This is a genomic window from Thermopolyspora sp. NPDC052614 (assembly GCF_040678635.1).
GTDB lineage: Bacteria > Actinomycetota > Actinomycetes > Streptosporangiales > Streptosporangiaceae > Thermopolyspora.
In genome coordinates, this window is record NZ_JBFATZ010000003.1 from 162980 (window position 1) to 176101 (window position 13122).

At 69.5% G+C, this 13122-nt stretch carries 13 protein-coding genes; 4 read left to right on the top strand and 9 right to left on the bottom strand.

The features are described from left to right. Positions 1–222: 222 nt before the first annotated feature. The 8 genes from AB0K60_RS07370 to AB0K60_RS07405 form a co-directional block, all read right to left on the bottom strand. The gene (locus AB0K60_RS07370) at positions 223–834 is read right to left on the bottom strand and encodes a class F sortase (RefSeq protein ID WP_364049623.1); all 612 of its coding nucleotides are present in this window, start codon (positions 832–834) and stop codon (positions 223–225) included. Between the two features lies 1 nt (position 835). After that, positions 836–1519 carry a hypothetical protein gene (locus AB0K60_RS07375; protein ID WP_364049625.1) on the bottom strand — a complete coding sequence of 228 codons (684 nt, stop codon included), beginning with the start codon at positions 1517–1519 and terminating at the stop codon, positions 836–838. A gap of 96 nt (positions 1520–1615) precedes the next feature. Further along, the gene (locus AB0K60_RS07380) at positions 1616–2278 is read right to left on the bottom strand and encodes a response regulator transcription factor (RefSeq protein WP_364049627.1); all 663 of its coding nucleotides are present in this window, start codon (positions 2276–2278) and stop codon (positions 1616–1618) included. After that, positions 2275–3636 carry a HAMP domain-containing sensor histidine kinase gene (locus tag AB0K60_RS07385; RefSeq protein WP_364049629.1) on the bottom strand — a complete coding sequence of 454 codons (1362 nt, stop codon included), beginning with the start codon at positions 3634–3636 and terminating at the stop codon, positions 2275–2277. Before AB0K60_RS07385 ends, AB0K60_RS07380 begins: the two co-directional genes overlap by 4 nt. An 84-nt stretch (positions 3637–3720) precedes the next feature. Next, the gene (locus tag AB0K60_RS07390; RefSeq protein ID WP_364049631.1) at positions 3721–4185 is read right to left on the bottom strand and encodes a hypothetical protein; all 465 of its coding nucleotides are present in this window, start codon (positions 4183–4185) and stop codon (positions 3721–3723) included. A gap of 153 nt (positions 4186–4338) precedes the next feature. Continuing rightward, on the bottom strand, positions 4339–4914 hold the full coding sequence (locus AB0K60_RS07395) for an NADAR family protein (protein WP_364049633.1): 576 nt from the start codon (positions 4912–4914) through the stop codon (positions 4339–4341). 58 nt (positions 4915–4972) lie between these two features. Further along, entirely contained in the window at positions 4973–5431 is a 459-nt protein-coding gene (locus AB0K60_RS07400; RefSeq protein ID WP_364049635.1) for an ATP-binding protein, read from the bottom strand. Between the two features lie 241 nt (positions 5432–5672). Next, the gene (locus tag AB0K60_RS07405) at positions 5673–6326 is read right to left on the bottom strand and encodes an HAD family hydrolase (RefSeq protein ID WP_364049637.1); all 654 of its coding nucleotides are present in this window, start codon (positions 6324–6326) and stop codon (positions 5673–5675) included. A gap of 343 nt (positions 6327–6669) precedes the next feature. On the opposite strand from AB0K60_RS07405, the gene dapD reads away from it, so the two are divergent. Together dapD and AB0K60_RS07415 are read left to right on the top strand one after the other, a co-directional pair. Then, entirely contained in the window at positions 6670–7635 is a 966-nt protein-coding gene (dapD, locus tag AB0K60_RS07410) for a 2,3,4,5-tetrahydropyridine-2,6-dicarboxylate N-succinyltransferase (protein WP_364049639.1), read from the top strand. 522 nt (positions 7636–8157) lie between these two features. After that, complete coding sequence (locus tag AB0K60_RS07415; RefSeq protein WP_364049641.1) at positions 8158–10359, top strand: glycosyl hydrolase family 18 protein; 2202 nt, start codon at positions 8158–8160, stop codon at positions 10357–10359. Positions 10360–10504: 145 nt separating this feature from the next. Here the strand turns inward: AB0K60_RS07415 and AB0K60_RS07420 are convergent, their stop codons facing one another. Continuing rightward, on the bottom strand, positions 10505–11257 hold the full coding sequence (locus tag AB0K60_RS07420; RefSeq protein WP_364049643.1) for a DUF2786 domain-containing protein: 753 nt from the start codon (positions 11255–11257) through the stop codon (positions 10505–10507). A gap of 298 nt (positions 11258–11555) precedes the next feature. Here AB0K60_RS07420 and AB0K60_RS07425 point away from each other — a divergent pair, with 298 nt between their 5' ends. Then, positions 11556–12017, top strand: a complete 462-nt coding sequence (locus AB0K60_RS07425; RefSeq protein ID WP_364049645.1) for a hypothetical protein — start codon at positions 11556–11558, stop codon at positions 12015–12017. Positions 12018–12260: 243 nt separating this feature from the next. Then, positions 12261–13121 (top strand): GNAT family N-acetyltransferase, encoded by an 861-nt coding sequence (locus AB0K60_RS07430; protein ID WP_364049647.1) that lies wholly within the window; start codon positions 12261–12263, stop codon positions 13119–13121. The last annotated feature ends 1 nt before the right edge of the window (position 13122 follow it).

A 13122-nucleotide genomic window follows, 5' to 3' on the forward strand; every position in this document is an offset into this window, starting at 1 on the left:
CAGGCCCTTCGCGCGCCGAGGGGGCTGCTCGTCAACTGTCGGCCGTGCCGCCGGTCTATGGTGACTCGGCGGCACGGGTATCCGTTCTCAGTTGGGTTCTGGCGGTTTCTCTCGGGGCTGGACGCCTCTGTGGTTGCGGGTGGCGACCGCGTAGGTGCGTGGTGGCGGCCTGCGCTCACAGCGGCGGTGCCCGGCGGGTCCGTGTGGTCAGGCAGCGCACGGTCAGCGGGCGAAGACCACGATGTTGTCTCGGTAGCTGCGGTGTGCGCGGTCGAAGTCGCCGCCGCAGGTGATCAGGCGAAGTTGTGCTCCTGCCGCCGGTTTGTAGACCTCCTTGTCCGGGATCTTGTTTTTCGGGTAGCGGGCCACGCGGTAGACGGTGAACGACACCGTGCTGCCGTCGGCGCGGTCGACGTGGATTCGATCGCCTTTCCGCAGGTTTCGGAGGCGGAAGAAGACCGCCGGTCCTGATGTGGAGTCGACGTGTCCGGCGATGACGGCCGTTCCGCGTTCGCCGGGTTCCGGACCGGCCTTGTTCCAGCCGACTCGTGCGAAGCTCTTCGGCGGGATCAGGCGGCCGTTCCGGTCCAGCTTCAGCGGGATCACCCGTGCCGAGACGCCTATGGCGGGGACGCGAAGCCGTACCGGGTTGGCGGCATCGGCTACGGCGGTGGCGCGCGTGGACGCTCCGGCGGCGGATGTCTCCGCGCCCGTTCGGATGTTCCCGGTGGACGCGGCGACCTCGCCGACGCAGCCGCCCATCATGACAGCGGCGGCGGCGAGCGCGAGGGTACGGCCCCCGCGCCCGCTGAGGCGTGTGAAGCGCGGCGCCATGTCAGTCTTCCGCCATGAGCCGACGACGCAGCCAGAGCCCGCCACCGGCGACCGCGGCCGCCGCGGCGCCGCTCAGGCCGAGCGCGGCGGCCGGCGCGAGACCGCCGTCCGACTTAGCGTCGTCACCGTTTTCGGCGGTTCCGCCCAGCCCGGCGTCCACACCACCGCGCGGAACGCCGCCATCGTCGTCGCCCCGGCCGTCGTCGCCCCGGCCGTCGTCGCCTGATTCGTCGGCGGCCCCGCCGGACCCGGTGTCCACGCCGCCACGCGGCTGACGTCCGTCATCGTCGCGGCCATCGTCGTCGCCGCCGTCATCCCGGCCGTCGTCGTCCTGGCCGTCGTCATCGCGGTCATCGTCACGGCCGTCGTCGCCGTCGCCCAATCCACCGGCGGCCCCGCCGGACCCCGTGTGCACGCCACCGCGCGGCATGCGCCTGTCGTCGTCCCGGTCATCGTCGTCGTCATCGCTCTGGCCGGCGGCTCCGCCGGCCCCGGTGTCGATCCCGCCATGCGGCATACGCCCGTCGTCGTCCCGATCGTCATCGTCGTCGTCATCGGCGGTGATGTAGGTGGCGATGGGGGCGGAGGCGGCGTTCGCGCTGTGGGCGGTGGTGACCGCGATCGTGGTGCTGAGGCCGAGGGTGGTCGTGAGGGTGAGCAGGATTCGTCGCAGGGCCAGACTCATGTGCTTCTCCTGGAGGCCGTCGCGCGTCCTTCGCGCGGATGCCTTCAGGTTTTCGGCGTACGGTTGGGCGAGCGTGAGCCCGAGATGAGAGGTCTCTCACTTGGCGCGCAGGCGGTATCCGGCGCCCCGCACGGTTTCGATGCGCTCGGAGCCGATCTTGCGGCGCAGGTAGCGGACGTATACGTCCACCACGTTGGACCCGGGGTCGAAGTCGAAGCCCCAGACGAGGCTGAGCAGTTGCTCGCGGGTGAGCACCTGGTCGGGGTGGCGGCAGAAGACCTCGGCCAGGGCGAACTCCCGCGTGGACAGGTCGACCGACCGGTCCCCCACGTACGCCCGCCGGGTGCGCAGATCCAGCGCCAGGTCGGCCACTCGCAGCACGGTCACCTCGGGGAGGTGCGCCCCGCGCATGCGCAGCCGTACCCGGGCGAGCAGTTCCTCGAAGGCGAACGGCTTGGCGAGATAGTCGTCGGCGCCGCCCTCCAGCCCGGCCACGGTGTCGGCGACGCCGTCCCGCGCGGTGAGAATGATGACGGGAATGGTCACCCGTGCCTCGCGGAGCCGCCGCAGCACGGTGAACCCGTCGCTGCGTGGCAGCCCGATGTCGAGGATCATCAGGTCGAACTCGCCGCTGCGGGCGTAGTCGTAGGCCGTGATCCCGTCCCCGACGACGGCCGTCACGAAGCCGTTGCCGCGCAACCCCTTCTCGACGAACGACGCGATCCGTGCCTCGTCCTCGGCGATGAGAATGCGATTCACCCAACCTCCAGCATCGGAATCGTGATGACGAACCGCGCCCCGCCGGTCGCGGCGTCCCCCACCCGCACGTCCCCGCCGTGCGCCCGCGCGATCGACCGGACGATGGCCAGCCCCAGCCCGGCCCCCTCCTGCGACCCGGACCTCGGCCCGCCCCGCACGAACCGGTCGAAAATGCGCTCCCGGTCGGCGGGCCGCACGCCCGGCCCGCTGTCGCTCACCCACAGCTCGACGTCCCGCCCTCGTACGGCCGAGCCCACCGCGATCACGTCGTCCTCCCCGGTGTGGCGTACGGCGTTCGCCACGAGTTGCATCAGCGCCTGGGTGAGCCGCTGGCGGTCGGCCGCCACACGCGCCTCCGCCACCTCCTCGACCCGCCATCGCCGCGTGCCGAGGGCCCGCGCCTTCGCCACGACGCTGACCGTCAGGTCGGCGAGCTCGACCTCCTCGATCGACAGGAACCCGGGCTGCTCGGACTTGGCCAGCGTCAGTAGGTCGTCGACGATGCGGTTCATCCGGTCCAGCTCGTCGGTGACGAGTGCCAGGGTCTGCGCGCGATCGTCCGGGTCGTCCCCCATCAGCTCCAGGTGGCCGCGGATCACGGTGATGGGGGTGCGCAGCTCGTGCCCGGCGTCGTCGACGAAGTGCCGCTGCACGGCGAAGGCCCGTTCCAGCCGGTCGAGCATGTGGTTGAACGTCTTGGCGAGCGCGGCCACGTCGTCGCCGCCGACGACGTCCAGTCGCCGGGTGAGGTCTGAGGAGTCGCTGATGCGTTCGGCGGCCTGCCGTACGAGCCGGACCGGCGCGAGCACGCGCCCCGCGACCAGCCACCCGGCCGTTCCGGCCAGCAGGAGCGCCGCCGCGCCGGTGAGGGCGAGCGCGCGGATGGCGTCCACGATCTCCTCGCGCTCCCGGTCGTAGAAGACCGCCACCACCAGGTGGCCCCGGCGCGGATCCCCGGCCACGGTTACCGGGATGACCGCGTACCTGACCGTCCCCTCGGCGCTCTCGCCCCAGTCGGTCCTGGGGCGGTCCGCGGCCGCCAGCCGCCGTACCAGGTCCTCGTCGGTGTCGAGCCGGGTCGGCGGCGCGACCGCGGTGATCTTGTCGGCCGCGCCGTCGACGATGGTGAAGAACGTCTCCCATCGGTCGGGCGCGTTGAGCGCGAGGTAGTCGGCGAGGAAGCGGCTCACGTCGTCGTGTTCCCGTCCGCCGCGCGACTGCACCTCGGCCGTGTATTTGCGCAGCTTCTCCGCCTCGTTGGCCAGCTCGGCGTTCACCCGGTCGTTCAGCCGCACCCATAGCAGGGTCCAGGTGGCGAAGATCGATACCGACAGGGCGAGACCGGCGACGAGCAGCATCCATCCCACGATGCGCGCACGGGCGCTCACCCGCATGTGCGTCGCCGATCAGCCGTCATCGCCGTCGTCCTAACCGTCGTCGTTCTAACCGTCGTCGTCGCCGGTGTCATCATCGCCGCCGTCGTCCCAGTCGTCCCGGTCGTCGCCGTCGTCGTCATCGCCGCCCTGCCGGGGCGGCGGCGGTTTGACCGGCTGTGCCTGGGATTTGGTCGCCTTGGGGGTGGCCGACGGTTGGGGCTCCGGCGAGCCGCCCTCCGGGCGGGTGGTTTCGGACGCCCCTGGCGTCGCGCCCCCGGGCGTCCGCGGCCCCGCTGTCGGTTTTCCGGTGGCCGACTCCTCGATGGTCGGCTCGGGGGACGGTTCCACAGGCGACGGCTCCGGCGAGGCCGAGGCCGTCTTCCCCGATCCGGCGGTCGACGGCGGCGACACCACGATGGGGCCGCCCAGTTCCGGCTCGCCGCCGGAGGCCGCCCACACCAAACCGACCATCATGAACGCGGCCAGCGCCACTCCGGCGGCTATCACGATCAGGGGCCCGTGACGTCTCATGCCGCCCACTTTGGCCCTTCGCAAGGAGACGATTATGAGACCACGATGAGAAGACTCTCATCTGCGCATGTCACGAGCCCTGTGCCTCGGCTCCGGAGTCGCCGACCCCGCCGACGGGAATGATCGGTCGGTCCGGCGAGCCGAGCGAAGGGTTCACGCCAGGCTCGCGCGCCGCAGCGTCTCCCGTACCTCCATCAGGGCGAAGCCGAGCAGGTTGAGACCCCGCCACTGCTCGGGGTTTTCGGCCCGTTCGTCGTCGGCGGCCAGTCCTATGCCCCAGACGCGGTCCACAGGGCTCGCCTCGACCAGCACCCGGTCGCGGGTGCCGAGCAGGAAGTCCCGCAGCCCGGGATCCTGGCCGAACTTGGCGAGGTTGCCCTGGATCACGAGGTCGAACCGGGCGGCGCTCCACGTCGCCTCGTCAAAACCGCGTACCCGCCGGCCCAGGTCCTTGGCCTGTTCGGGGTGCCCGGCCTCGATGATCGCCCGCTCCATCTCCTCGTCGCCGAACAGGCGCGCCTTGCCGGCCATCATGAAGTGCTCGGCGGTTCGGTAGCGTACGCCGTCCACCGTGAACTCCGACGGCCACCACTGGGACAGGCAGCCCGGGCCGAGCCCGCCGGAACGCGGCGGCCGGTGGCCCCAGAACATCAGGTACTTGATCCGCTCGCCTCGCCGCGCCACGGCGACCAGGCTTGCCACGTCCCGCACGGTGGTCGCCTCAGCCATGGAGCAACCTTCGCAGACGGCGGCCGTCGTGCGCACGGGGTTTCCGGGTCACCGCCCGCTAACGGGAGACCGCGGGAGACGGGTCGGCGGTGGAGAAGGACTCGATTCGCATGGCGCACCAGACAGCCTTTCCGTACCGGTCCCGTTCGGTGGCGTAGGCGGCGGGGCGGCAGCCGTACCGGCCGCCGGACAGTTGCGCGACGATGCCGAGGCCGCGACCGTGCTCGGCCTCGGAGCCGGCGTCGCGTGGGCGCGGGCCGCCGGATCCCGCGTCCAGGACCTCGGCGTGCAGTTCGCCGTCACCCACGCGCAGGTCGAGTTCGAAGGGCGGCGATCCGTGCAGTACGGCGTTGCCCACCAGTTCGCTGACCATGAGCACCGCGTCGTCCACCACGGCGTCGGGCAGCGGCAGGGTGCGCAGGACGTCCCGTACCAGCCTTCTGGCCTGTGCGGCGGCACGTGGGTTGTCGTACAGCCGCCAGACGATCTTGACCGCCTCCGGACCGACCAAGGTCACGTCGGCCTCCTTGCCTCCCGCCGTCCTCTCCACCGCTCCCATGATTCCCCGGCACGGTCACGGTCGGTAGCGAGAGATGCCCGCAGGTGGGATGCGACGCCGTCGCAGGGTACGGCCCGCGCCGGGCGCCGCCTTCGCCGGGAATCGGCGCCATCGGCCGGTGGAACGCCCGATGCCACATTTTCCCGGTTTTCCCAGTTTCCCGGCGTGAAGGAGCCTGGCGTTCCGGCGGGCCCGACGGTCAGGAGCGGTCGGCGAGGGCCGCGGCCAAGTCGCGAAGGTCGTCGACGAGCAGGTCGGCCTGGGCGGCCTCGGGGCGCGCGGCATGGAGGTAGCCCCAGGGGCCACGGCGCAGCAGGGCCGTACGCATACCGGCGCGTCCGGCCGGGAGGACGTCGTTATCGAGGCGGTCGCCGACGTAGAGGATGTCGGCCGGCGGGCAGCCGGTGACGGCGGTGACCTTGTCGAAGAAGGCGGGGTCGGGCTTGGCGACGCCCCAGCCCTCGGAGGTGTGGATGGATTCGACGGGGAGGTCCATGGCGGCGAGCGCGTCACGGGCCTGCACCGGCTGGTTGCCCGCGATGATCAGCCGGTATCCGGCGGATCGCAGGGCGGACAGGCCGTCCCGCACATCCGGGTAGAGGTCGTCGGCGTTGAAGTTCACCCGCAGGCCGTCGGGGTCCTCCAGCTCCCAGGCCGAGATCTCGTCCTCCAGCACCAGGCCCGGCCGGACCAGTCGAAACGCGTCGGCGAGCGGCCGGTCCGTCGCGACCATCGCCCCGATCAGCCCCAGCAGGGTGCCCCCCGGCACGTTCAGCCGCTTCGCCCACCGCATCCAGATCCGCGTTTCATCGATCAACGTCTCGCCGACGTCGAACACCACCGCCGTGACCACGCTCTCTCCCTCCACTAGCCCGATCTGTCACTCTATGGGGCCGGAAATCAGAGGAACCGACCCATCCCAACGCGTCACCGGCACAAAAGGCAGCGGCGTCGGCACCAGTCTCAATGCCGGGCAATCGGAGATATGGCTCCCGATCCGGCTTCGGCCCCCGCTCCCGCCGCATCTCACGACCTGCCGCACCCAGAGGACTCCGGCGGCCGTACACCGTGAAGGGCCGTCTACCGGTCGCCTCCGCGGCGACCGGACCGTACGCCCGTGTCGGGTTCCGGTTCGTGCTCCTTCTCCGCCCGCCCCTGAATTCGTCGGCACGTCACGGCGGGTACCGTTGTCCTTCGTGACAGCCATCGATCCATCCATCACTGGGGCGTACGGCGTCGGCCTGGCGACGATCGCGGCCGACGGCACGGTTCTGGACACCTGGTTCCCGTCTCCCACACTGGGCGAGCCGCCGTCCACGGGCACGCGCATACTCTCCGCCGACGAGGCCGGCGACCTGGCCGGGCTGGTCGGGCCGGACCCCGACCGGGGCGTGGAGGTCGTGGCGGTCCACACGGGCATCGCCAAGCTGTCGGAGGCGCCCGCCGACACGCACGACGTCTACCTGCGTCTTCACCTGCTGTCGGCGCGTCTGGTCCGGCCGCACGGGCTGAACCTCGACGGCATCTTCGGCAAGCTGGCCAACGTCGTGTGGACCAGCCACGGCCCCTGTGCGGTCGAGGGCTTCGAGGCCACCCGCCTGCGCCTGCGCCGCCGCGGTCAGGTCGCCGTCTACGGGGTGGACAAGTTCCCGCGCATGGTCGACTACGTGGTGCCGAGCGGCGTACGGATCGCCGACGCCGACCGCGTACGGCTCGGCGCCCACCTGGCGAGCGGCACCACCGTGATGCACGAGGGCTTCGTCAACTTCAACGCAGGGACGCTCGGTGCCTCGATGGTCGAGGGTCGCATCTCGGCGGGCGTGGTCGTCGGCGACGGCTCCGACGTGGGCGGCGGAGCCTCGATCATGGGCACTCTGTCCGGCGGCGGCAAGGAGGTCATCTCCATCGGCGAGCGCTGCCTGCTCGGCGCCAACTCGGGCATCGGCATCTCGCTGGGCGACGACTGCATCGTCGAGGCGGGCCTGTACGTCACCGCGGGCACCAAGGTGCGTCTTCCGGACGGCCGGGTGGTGAAGGCCCGCGAACTGTCCGGCTCCAGCGGCCTGCTGTTCCGCCGCGACTCGGTCACCGGCGCTGTCGAGGCCATTCAGCGCGAGGGCAAGGGCATCACCCTCAACGCCGCCCTCCACGCCAACGACTGACCTTCTGGACATCCGAACGCCCCGGGCTCCCCACCCGGGGCGTTTCCTTTCCGAACCTTCTCGCGGCCTCCTCGCGGCCTTCCGGCGTGCCGTACCGGTCGTCACGTCGGCTCCTCGCGGCGGGCCGGTGGCGGCGGGGCGGGCGTGATCGAGTTTCGCTCGTGATGTTGACGGAGGGCCGGACAGGGAGTAAGTTTCACAGCACAATTAACAAGAAAGCTTCCTAATAGTTTTGCAGCAACAAGCAGGTAGGAAGCCGCAATGCCGCGAGCGCCCCCCTTCGACCCACCCCGACGAACGATCCCCCAGCTTCCGGGATCCCGCTCAGGCCGTATGACGCACGCCGTCGAGGACATCTCCGGCGCGTTCCCCGGCCCCGGAAAGGGACACCCCCCTCCCCTCACATCTCTTCCTTTTCGCCTCTCTCTTCACGGGACGTGGAGCAGCACATTGAGATCAAAGGTCGTCTCCAGACTTCTAGCGGCAGCGGGGGCGCTGCTACTTCCTCTCACACCCGCCGTCGTGTTCGCGCCGACCGCCCAAGCGGCGGTGGCGGCTCCCGTGCTGGTGAACGCGGGCGGGGCAGCGTTTACCGACGGCGCGGGCAAGGCGTGGTCCGCCGACAAGGCCTACAGCGACGGCAACTGGGGGTACGACACGCTGTACGGCTCGGGCAATCCGAGCGGCGACATCGCGGGCACGAGCGATGACACGCTCTATCACAGCTACAACCTCTTCAACGGCTGGTCCGGCTACAAGTTCGACGTGGCGAACGGCGCCTACCAGGTGACGCTGAAGATGGTCGAGGACTGGGCCACCGCCGCCGGGCACCGCAAGTTCGACGTGCGGATCGAGGGCACGACGGTCCTCACCGGCTTCGACATCTTCGCCACCTGCGGCCGGATGACCGCCTGCGACCGCACCTTCAACACGACGGTGAGCGACGGGCAGCTCAACGTGCAGTTCAACATGAACGGCGGCGCGAACTACGCGGCCGTCGCCGCGATCGCGGTCACCGGCGGCAACGGCGGCGGCGACTCCACGGCGCCGAGCGTTCCGGAGAACCTGCGCTCGACCGGCGTCACCTCCTCCAGCGTCTCGCTGGCCTGGAACGCCTCCACCGACAACGTCGGCGTGACCGGCTACAACGTCTACCGCAACGGCACCCTCATCACCACCGTCACCGGAACCACCTACACCGACACCGGCCTCAACCCCTCGACCACCTACACCTACCGGGTACGCGCACGCGACGCCGCCAACAACCTCTCCGGCGAAAGCAACCAGATCAGCGCGACCACCAGCGGCGGAGGCGGCGATGACACCACGGCGCCGAGCGTTCCGGGGAACCTGCGCTCGACCGGCGTCACCTCCTCCAGCGTCTCGCTGGCTTGGAACGCCTCCACCGACAACGTCGGCGTGACCGGCTACAACGTCTACCGCAACGGCACCCTCATCACCACCGTCACCGGAACCACCTACACCGACACCGGCCTCAACGCCTCCACCACCTACACCTACCGGGTACGCGCACGCGACGCCGCCAACAACCTCTCCGGCGAAAGCAACCAGATCAGCGCCACCACGAGCAGCGCGAACGGCGGAGGCGGCAAGAAGATCCTCGGCTACTTCGTCGAGTGGGGCGTCTACGGGCGCAACTACCACGTCAAGAACATCGACACCAGCGGCTCGGCCGCCAAGCTGAACTACATCAACTTCGCGTTCGGCAACGTGACGAACGGGCAGTGCGCCATCGCCGACTCCTACGCCGACTACGACCGCTTCTACAGCGCGGCCGAGAGCGTGGACGGCGTGGCCGACACCTGGGACACCGGGGCGCTGCGCGGCAGCTTCAACCAGTTGCGCAAGCTGAAGCAGAAGTACCCGAACATCAAGATCCTCTGGTCGTTCGGCGGCTGGACCTACTCCGGTGGCTTCACGCAGGCCGCCGCGAACCCGACCGCCTTCGCCAACTCCTGCTACAACCTTGTCGAGGACCCGCGCTGGGCGGACGTGTTCGACGGCATCGACATCGACTGGGAGTACCCCAACGCCTGCGGCCAGAGCTGCGACAGCAGCGGACCGGCGGCGTTCCGGAACCTGATGGCGGCGCTGCGCGCCCGCTTCGGGCAGAACAACCTGGTCACCGCCGCGATCACGGCCGACGGCACGAACGGAGGCAAGATCGACGCGGCCGACTACGGCGGCGCGTCCCAGTACGTCGACTGGTACAACGTCATGACCTACGACTACTTCGGCGCGTTCAACCCGACCGGCCCGACGGCTCCGCACTCCCCGCTCACCTCCTACAACGGCATCCCGCAGCCGGGCTTCTACGCGGACGCGGCGATCCAGAAACTGAAGAGCAAGGGCGTTCCGGCCAGCAAGCTCCTGCTCGGCATCGGCTTCTACGGCCGCGGCTGGACCGGAGTCACCCAAAGCACCCCCGGCGGTTCGGCCACGGGCGCGGCCCCCGGCACCTACGAGGCGGGCGTCGAGGACTACAAGGTCATCAAGACCCGCTGCCCGGCCACCGGGACCGTCGCCGGCACGGCCTATGCCTACTGCGGCAACCAGTGGTGGAGCTACGACACCCCCAGCACCATCAACGGCAAGATGAACTACGCCAAGGACCAAGGTCTGGGCGGCGCGTTCTTCTGGGAACTCAGCGGCGACACGACCAACGGTGAACTCATCTCCGCCATGAGGTCCGGTCTGGGCTGATCCACGCCTCCAACGACCGGCCGGCCGGGGAAGCGCCTCTCAACCCCCCACTTCCCCGGCCGGCCCCACCGTCTCCGCCCAGCACCACCCACCTCGGCCGCCGCACTGTTCTGCTCGTGGCGTTCAGTGGCCCCCGCACTCACCATCAACCCCCTCTGGTGAGAACACGTCTGTCGTCGCCGGACAGCCTGGTGCCGCCGAGGTCGGCCAGGTTCGCCGCTGCCGCGCCGTCGGCGGCTCCCTGTAAGGAGCGGCGGTAGGAACGGCCGCGTCTGGCGGTGGGGAATCTCCTGGCGAATTCGGCATCCACCTGGTGCTCCCTATCTCGGAGGATCAGTTCCGCGCTGCGGCCAGGGGAGGTCACACCGGCTTCCTTCGCCGCGTGCCGCTCGGCGGCCGTCAGTCGCTCCCGGATCCGTACCGTGTAACCGTGGCAGAACGCCTTGCGGAAGGTGACCGCGGCGACGCCATAGGGCACCGGCGTACGCGCCAGGGCGGCGAACATCTGCACCACCAGGGACGCGAACAGCATCGTGACCCGCTCCCGGTCGGCGCCGAAGCCGAGCACGCGTGCGATCTGGTAGTAGCGGCCGTCGGCCTCACAGAAGCGGCGACTGGTCACCACCCGGCACCGTAACGCCATCGCGATCACGTTGAGCAGCATGCTCTTCTCCACCTTGTACGGCGCGCGCAGTTCGATTTCCGACACATCGACCACGTCGGCCGCCCGCCCCTCATCGGCCAGCAGCGCACGCTCGACCCCGTACTTGGCCATGAGTGCCATGGCCTGGGCCATATAGGTCTCCGCCTCCGTCTCGGAGGTGTTGGGGTGCTCGGCCACCGCAAGCAGTTTGCGGATCCGGATGAGAATGCGCTCGGGTGTCTCGGTCGAAGCCATGCCCGCGACACTAGCCCCACCCTCCTCCCCGACCCGGGCCGAACCAGGTTCTGTGGATAACGCGTTCCCGGGCCTTCGCCTCTCAGCGCGACCAGCGGAAAGGGGCGACCAACCAGGAAAACCCATCGCCGGGGAGCGAAAGGGCATTCGGTTCACAACTTCGCCGGGATTAACTTCGGTCGCCTTCGAACGATTTCCGGATGAGTGGCGTACCTCCTGACGATGCGGCGCCCGAGACGCTTCCGGCACCGGGCCCACGTGACGTGGCAGTCGATCTTGACTCCGAAAGGAGTGTGGAATGCAGCAAGGCCGCCGGAGTCGGGCGTTCATCCCCGTTCTGAGCGTGCTCGCCGTGGGCGCGGCAGGAGCCGGCATCGCCTTCGCCACCCTGACCGTCGGCGCGCCGGAGAAGACGGGCAGCGTGCAGTTCAGCAACCCCAATAGCGGCGGGGCGGCGGCCGCCACGACTTCGACGGTGAAGTGTCCCACCGTGGCGGACAAACTCCCCGACATCCCCGCCTCCGCGCAGGCCGAAGTCGACCGCAGTCTCCGACTTCTCGACACCCAGATCGCCGAAGCCAATCAGCGCATCGTCAACACCGTCGGCCAAGGCGGCCCCAACTTGGTGCAGAACGCCATCCTCGGCCCTTTGGAGGACAAGCGCGTCGCCACCATCAACCGCATCGCCACCGCCATCGGACGCAGCGCCGCGCGCCCCATCGGGTTGGAGGTCCTCGCGCCCTGCACCTTGAACCAGTAACGCCGGACGCCGTTAGCAATTAGAAAGGAGGACATCAGCGCCGCCGCAGGGCATCCTGGGTCGCCTTGCGGCGGCGCGCCGTTCCCATCGCGTCGCTTCATCGGCGAAGGCGCCCGTCGAAAGAGCCCGGTGGAAGAGCGCATTCGGTGATCGCACGAAGAAGACCACGCCGACAAGATCGGCCGTACGAACGCACGGCACGGCACGGCAGGGATCATGTGGTGGGGGTCGCGAGATTAATACGTGGAAGCCCGCAGGCATCTTCGACAGACTCAACTCATGGGATGGTCTTTCACGAGCGACACGGCGGAAATTCCGAAGGCCGCCGAAGAGTGGCTGCTGCGCGACCCGGTGAATAACACCATCGCCCTGACCACGCTCAATCGGTGCCGCGGTGGCCTGTGGACCGATGGAGCGATGTTCGGCTGGCTTACCCCCGATGAGGATTCAGACGACAGCGATGTGCGGGGTTTCGTCCTGCACACCGGGCTGAACCCGCTCGTGCTCCTCGACTTCCCCGTTGAATACGTACGGCCCCTGGCCGAAGCGCTGCGTACCCGAAAGCTCCCCAGCGTTTCCGGTCCCGCCGATCAGGTCACCGCGTTCGCCGACGTGTGGGAGCAGGCACCCGTCAGGCGGATGGATGAGCGCCTCTATCGCCTCGGGACGCTGTCCGACCCCACCGCCTCCGGACGTGCCCGCCGCGCCCGGCCGGAAGACCTGGACATGTTGACGGAATGGTTCATCGCCTTCGTCGACGAGGCCGACGCCCCCGGACGGGACGCGAATCCGCGTGAGCATGTGAGATACCGCATCGAGCAAGGCGAACTAATGGTGTGGGAGGACGACGGGCCCGTGTCCGTCGCCGGGTTCTCCATCCCGATCGCCGAGATGTCACGGGTCGGAATGGTCTACACGCCTCCGGAGCACAGACGACGCGGGTACGGCGCGGCCGTGACCCATGCCGCCTCCCAGGCAGCCCTCCAAGCGGGCGCGACGGAGGTACTGCTCTTCACAGGCCTGGCCAACCCCACCTCGAATTCGATTTACCAGGCCCTCGGCTACCACCCGATCGCCGATCACGCCACGATCTTCTTCGCCTAGG

Coding starts and splice junctions, on each gene's coding strand:
- AB0K60_RS07385 (WP_364049629.1), bottom strand. CDS start 3,636: ATGCTGCTCGTCGCCGGTCTCGCCCTGTCGGTATCGATCTTCGCCACC.
- AB0K60_RS07425 (WP_364049645.1), top strand. CDS start 11,556: ATGCAGCAAGGCCGCCGGAGTCGGGCGTTCATCCCCGTTCTGAGCGTG.
- AB0K60_RS07375 (WP_364049625.1), bottom strand. CDS start 1,519: ATGAGTCTGGCCCTGCGACGAATCCTGCTCACCCTCACGACCACCCTC.
- AB0K60_RS07395 (WP_364049633.1), bottom strand. CDS start 4,914: ATGGCTGAGGCGACCACCGTGCGGGACGTGGCAAGCCTGGTCGCCGTG.
- AB0K60_RS07420 (WP_364049643.1), bottom strand. CDS start 11,257: ATGGCTTCGACCGAGACACCCGAGCGCATTCTCATCCGGATCCGCAAA.
- AB0K60_RS07390 (WP_364049631.1), bottom strand. CDS start 4,185: ATGAGACGTCACGGGCCCCTGATCGTGATAGCCGCCGGAGTGGCGCTG.
- AB0K60_RS07370 (WP_364049623.1), bottom strand. CDS start 834: ATGGCGCCGCGCTTCACACGCCTCAGCGGGCGCGGGGGCCGTACCCTC.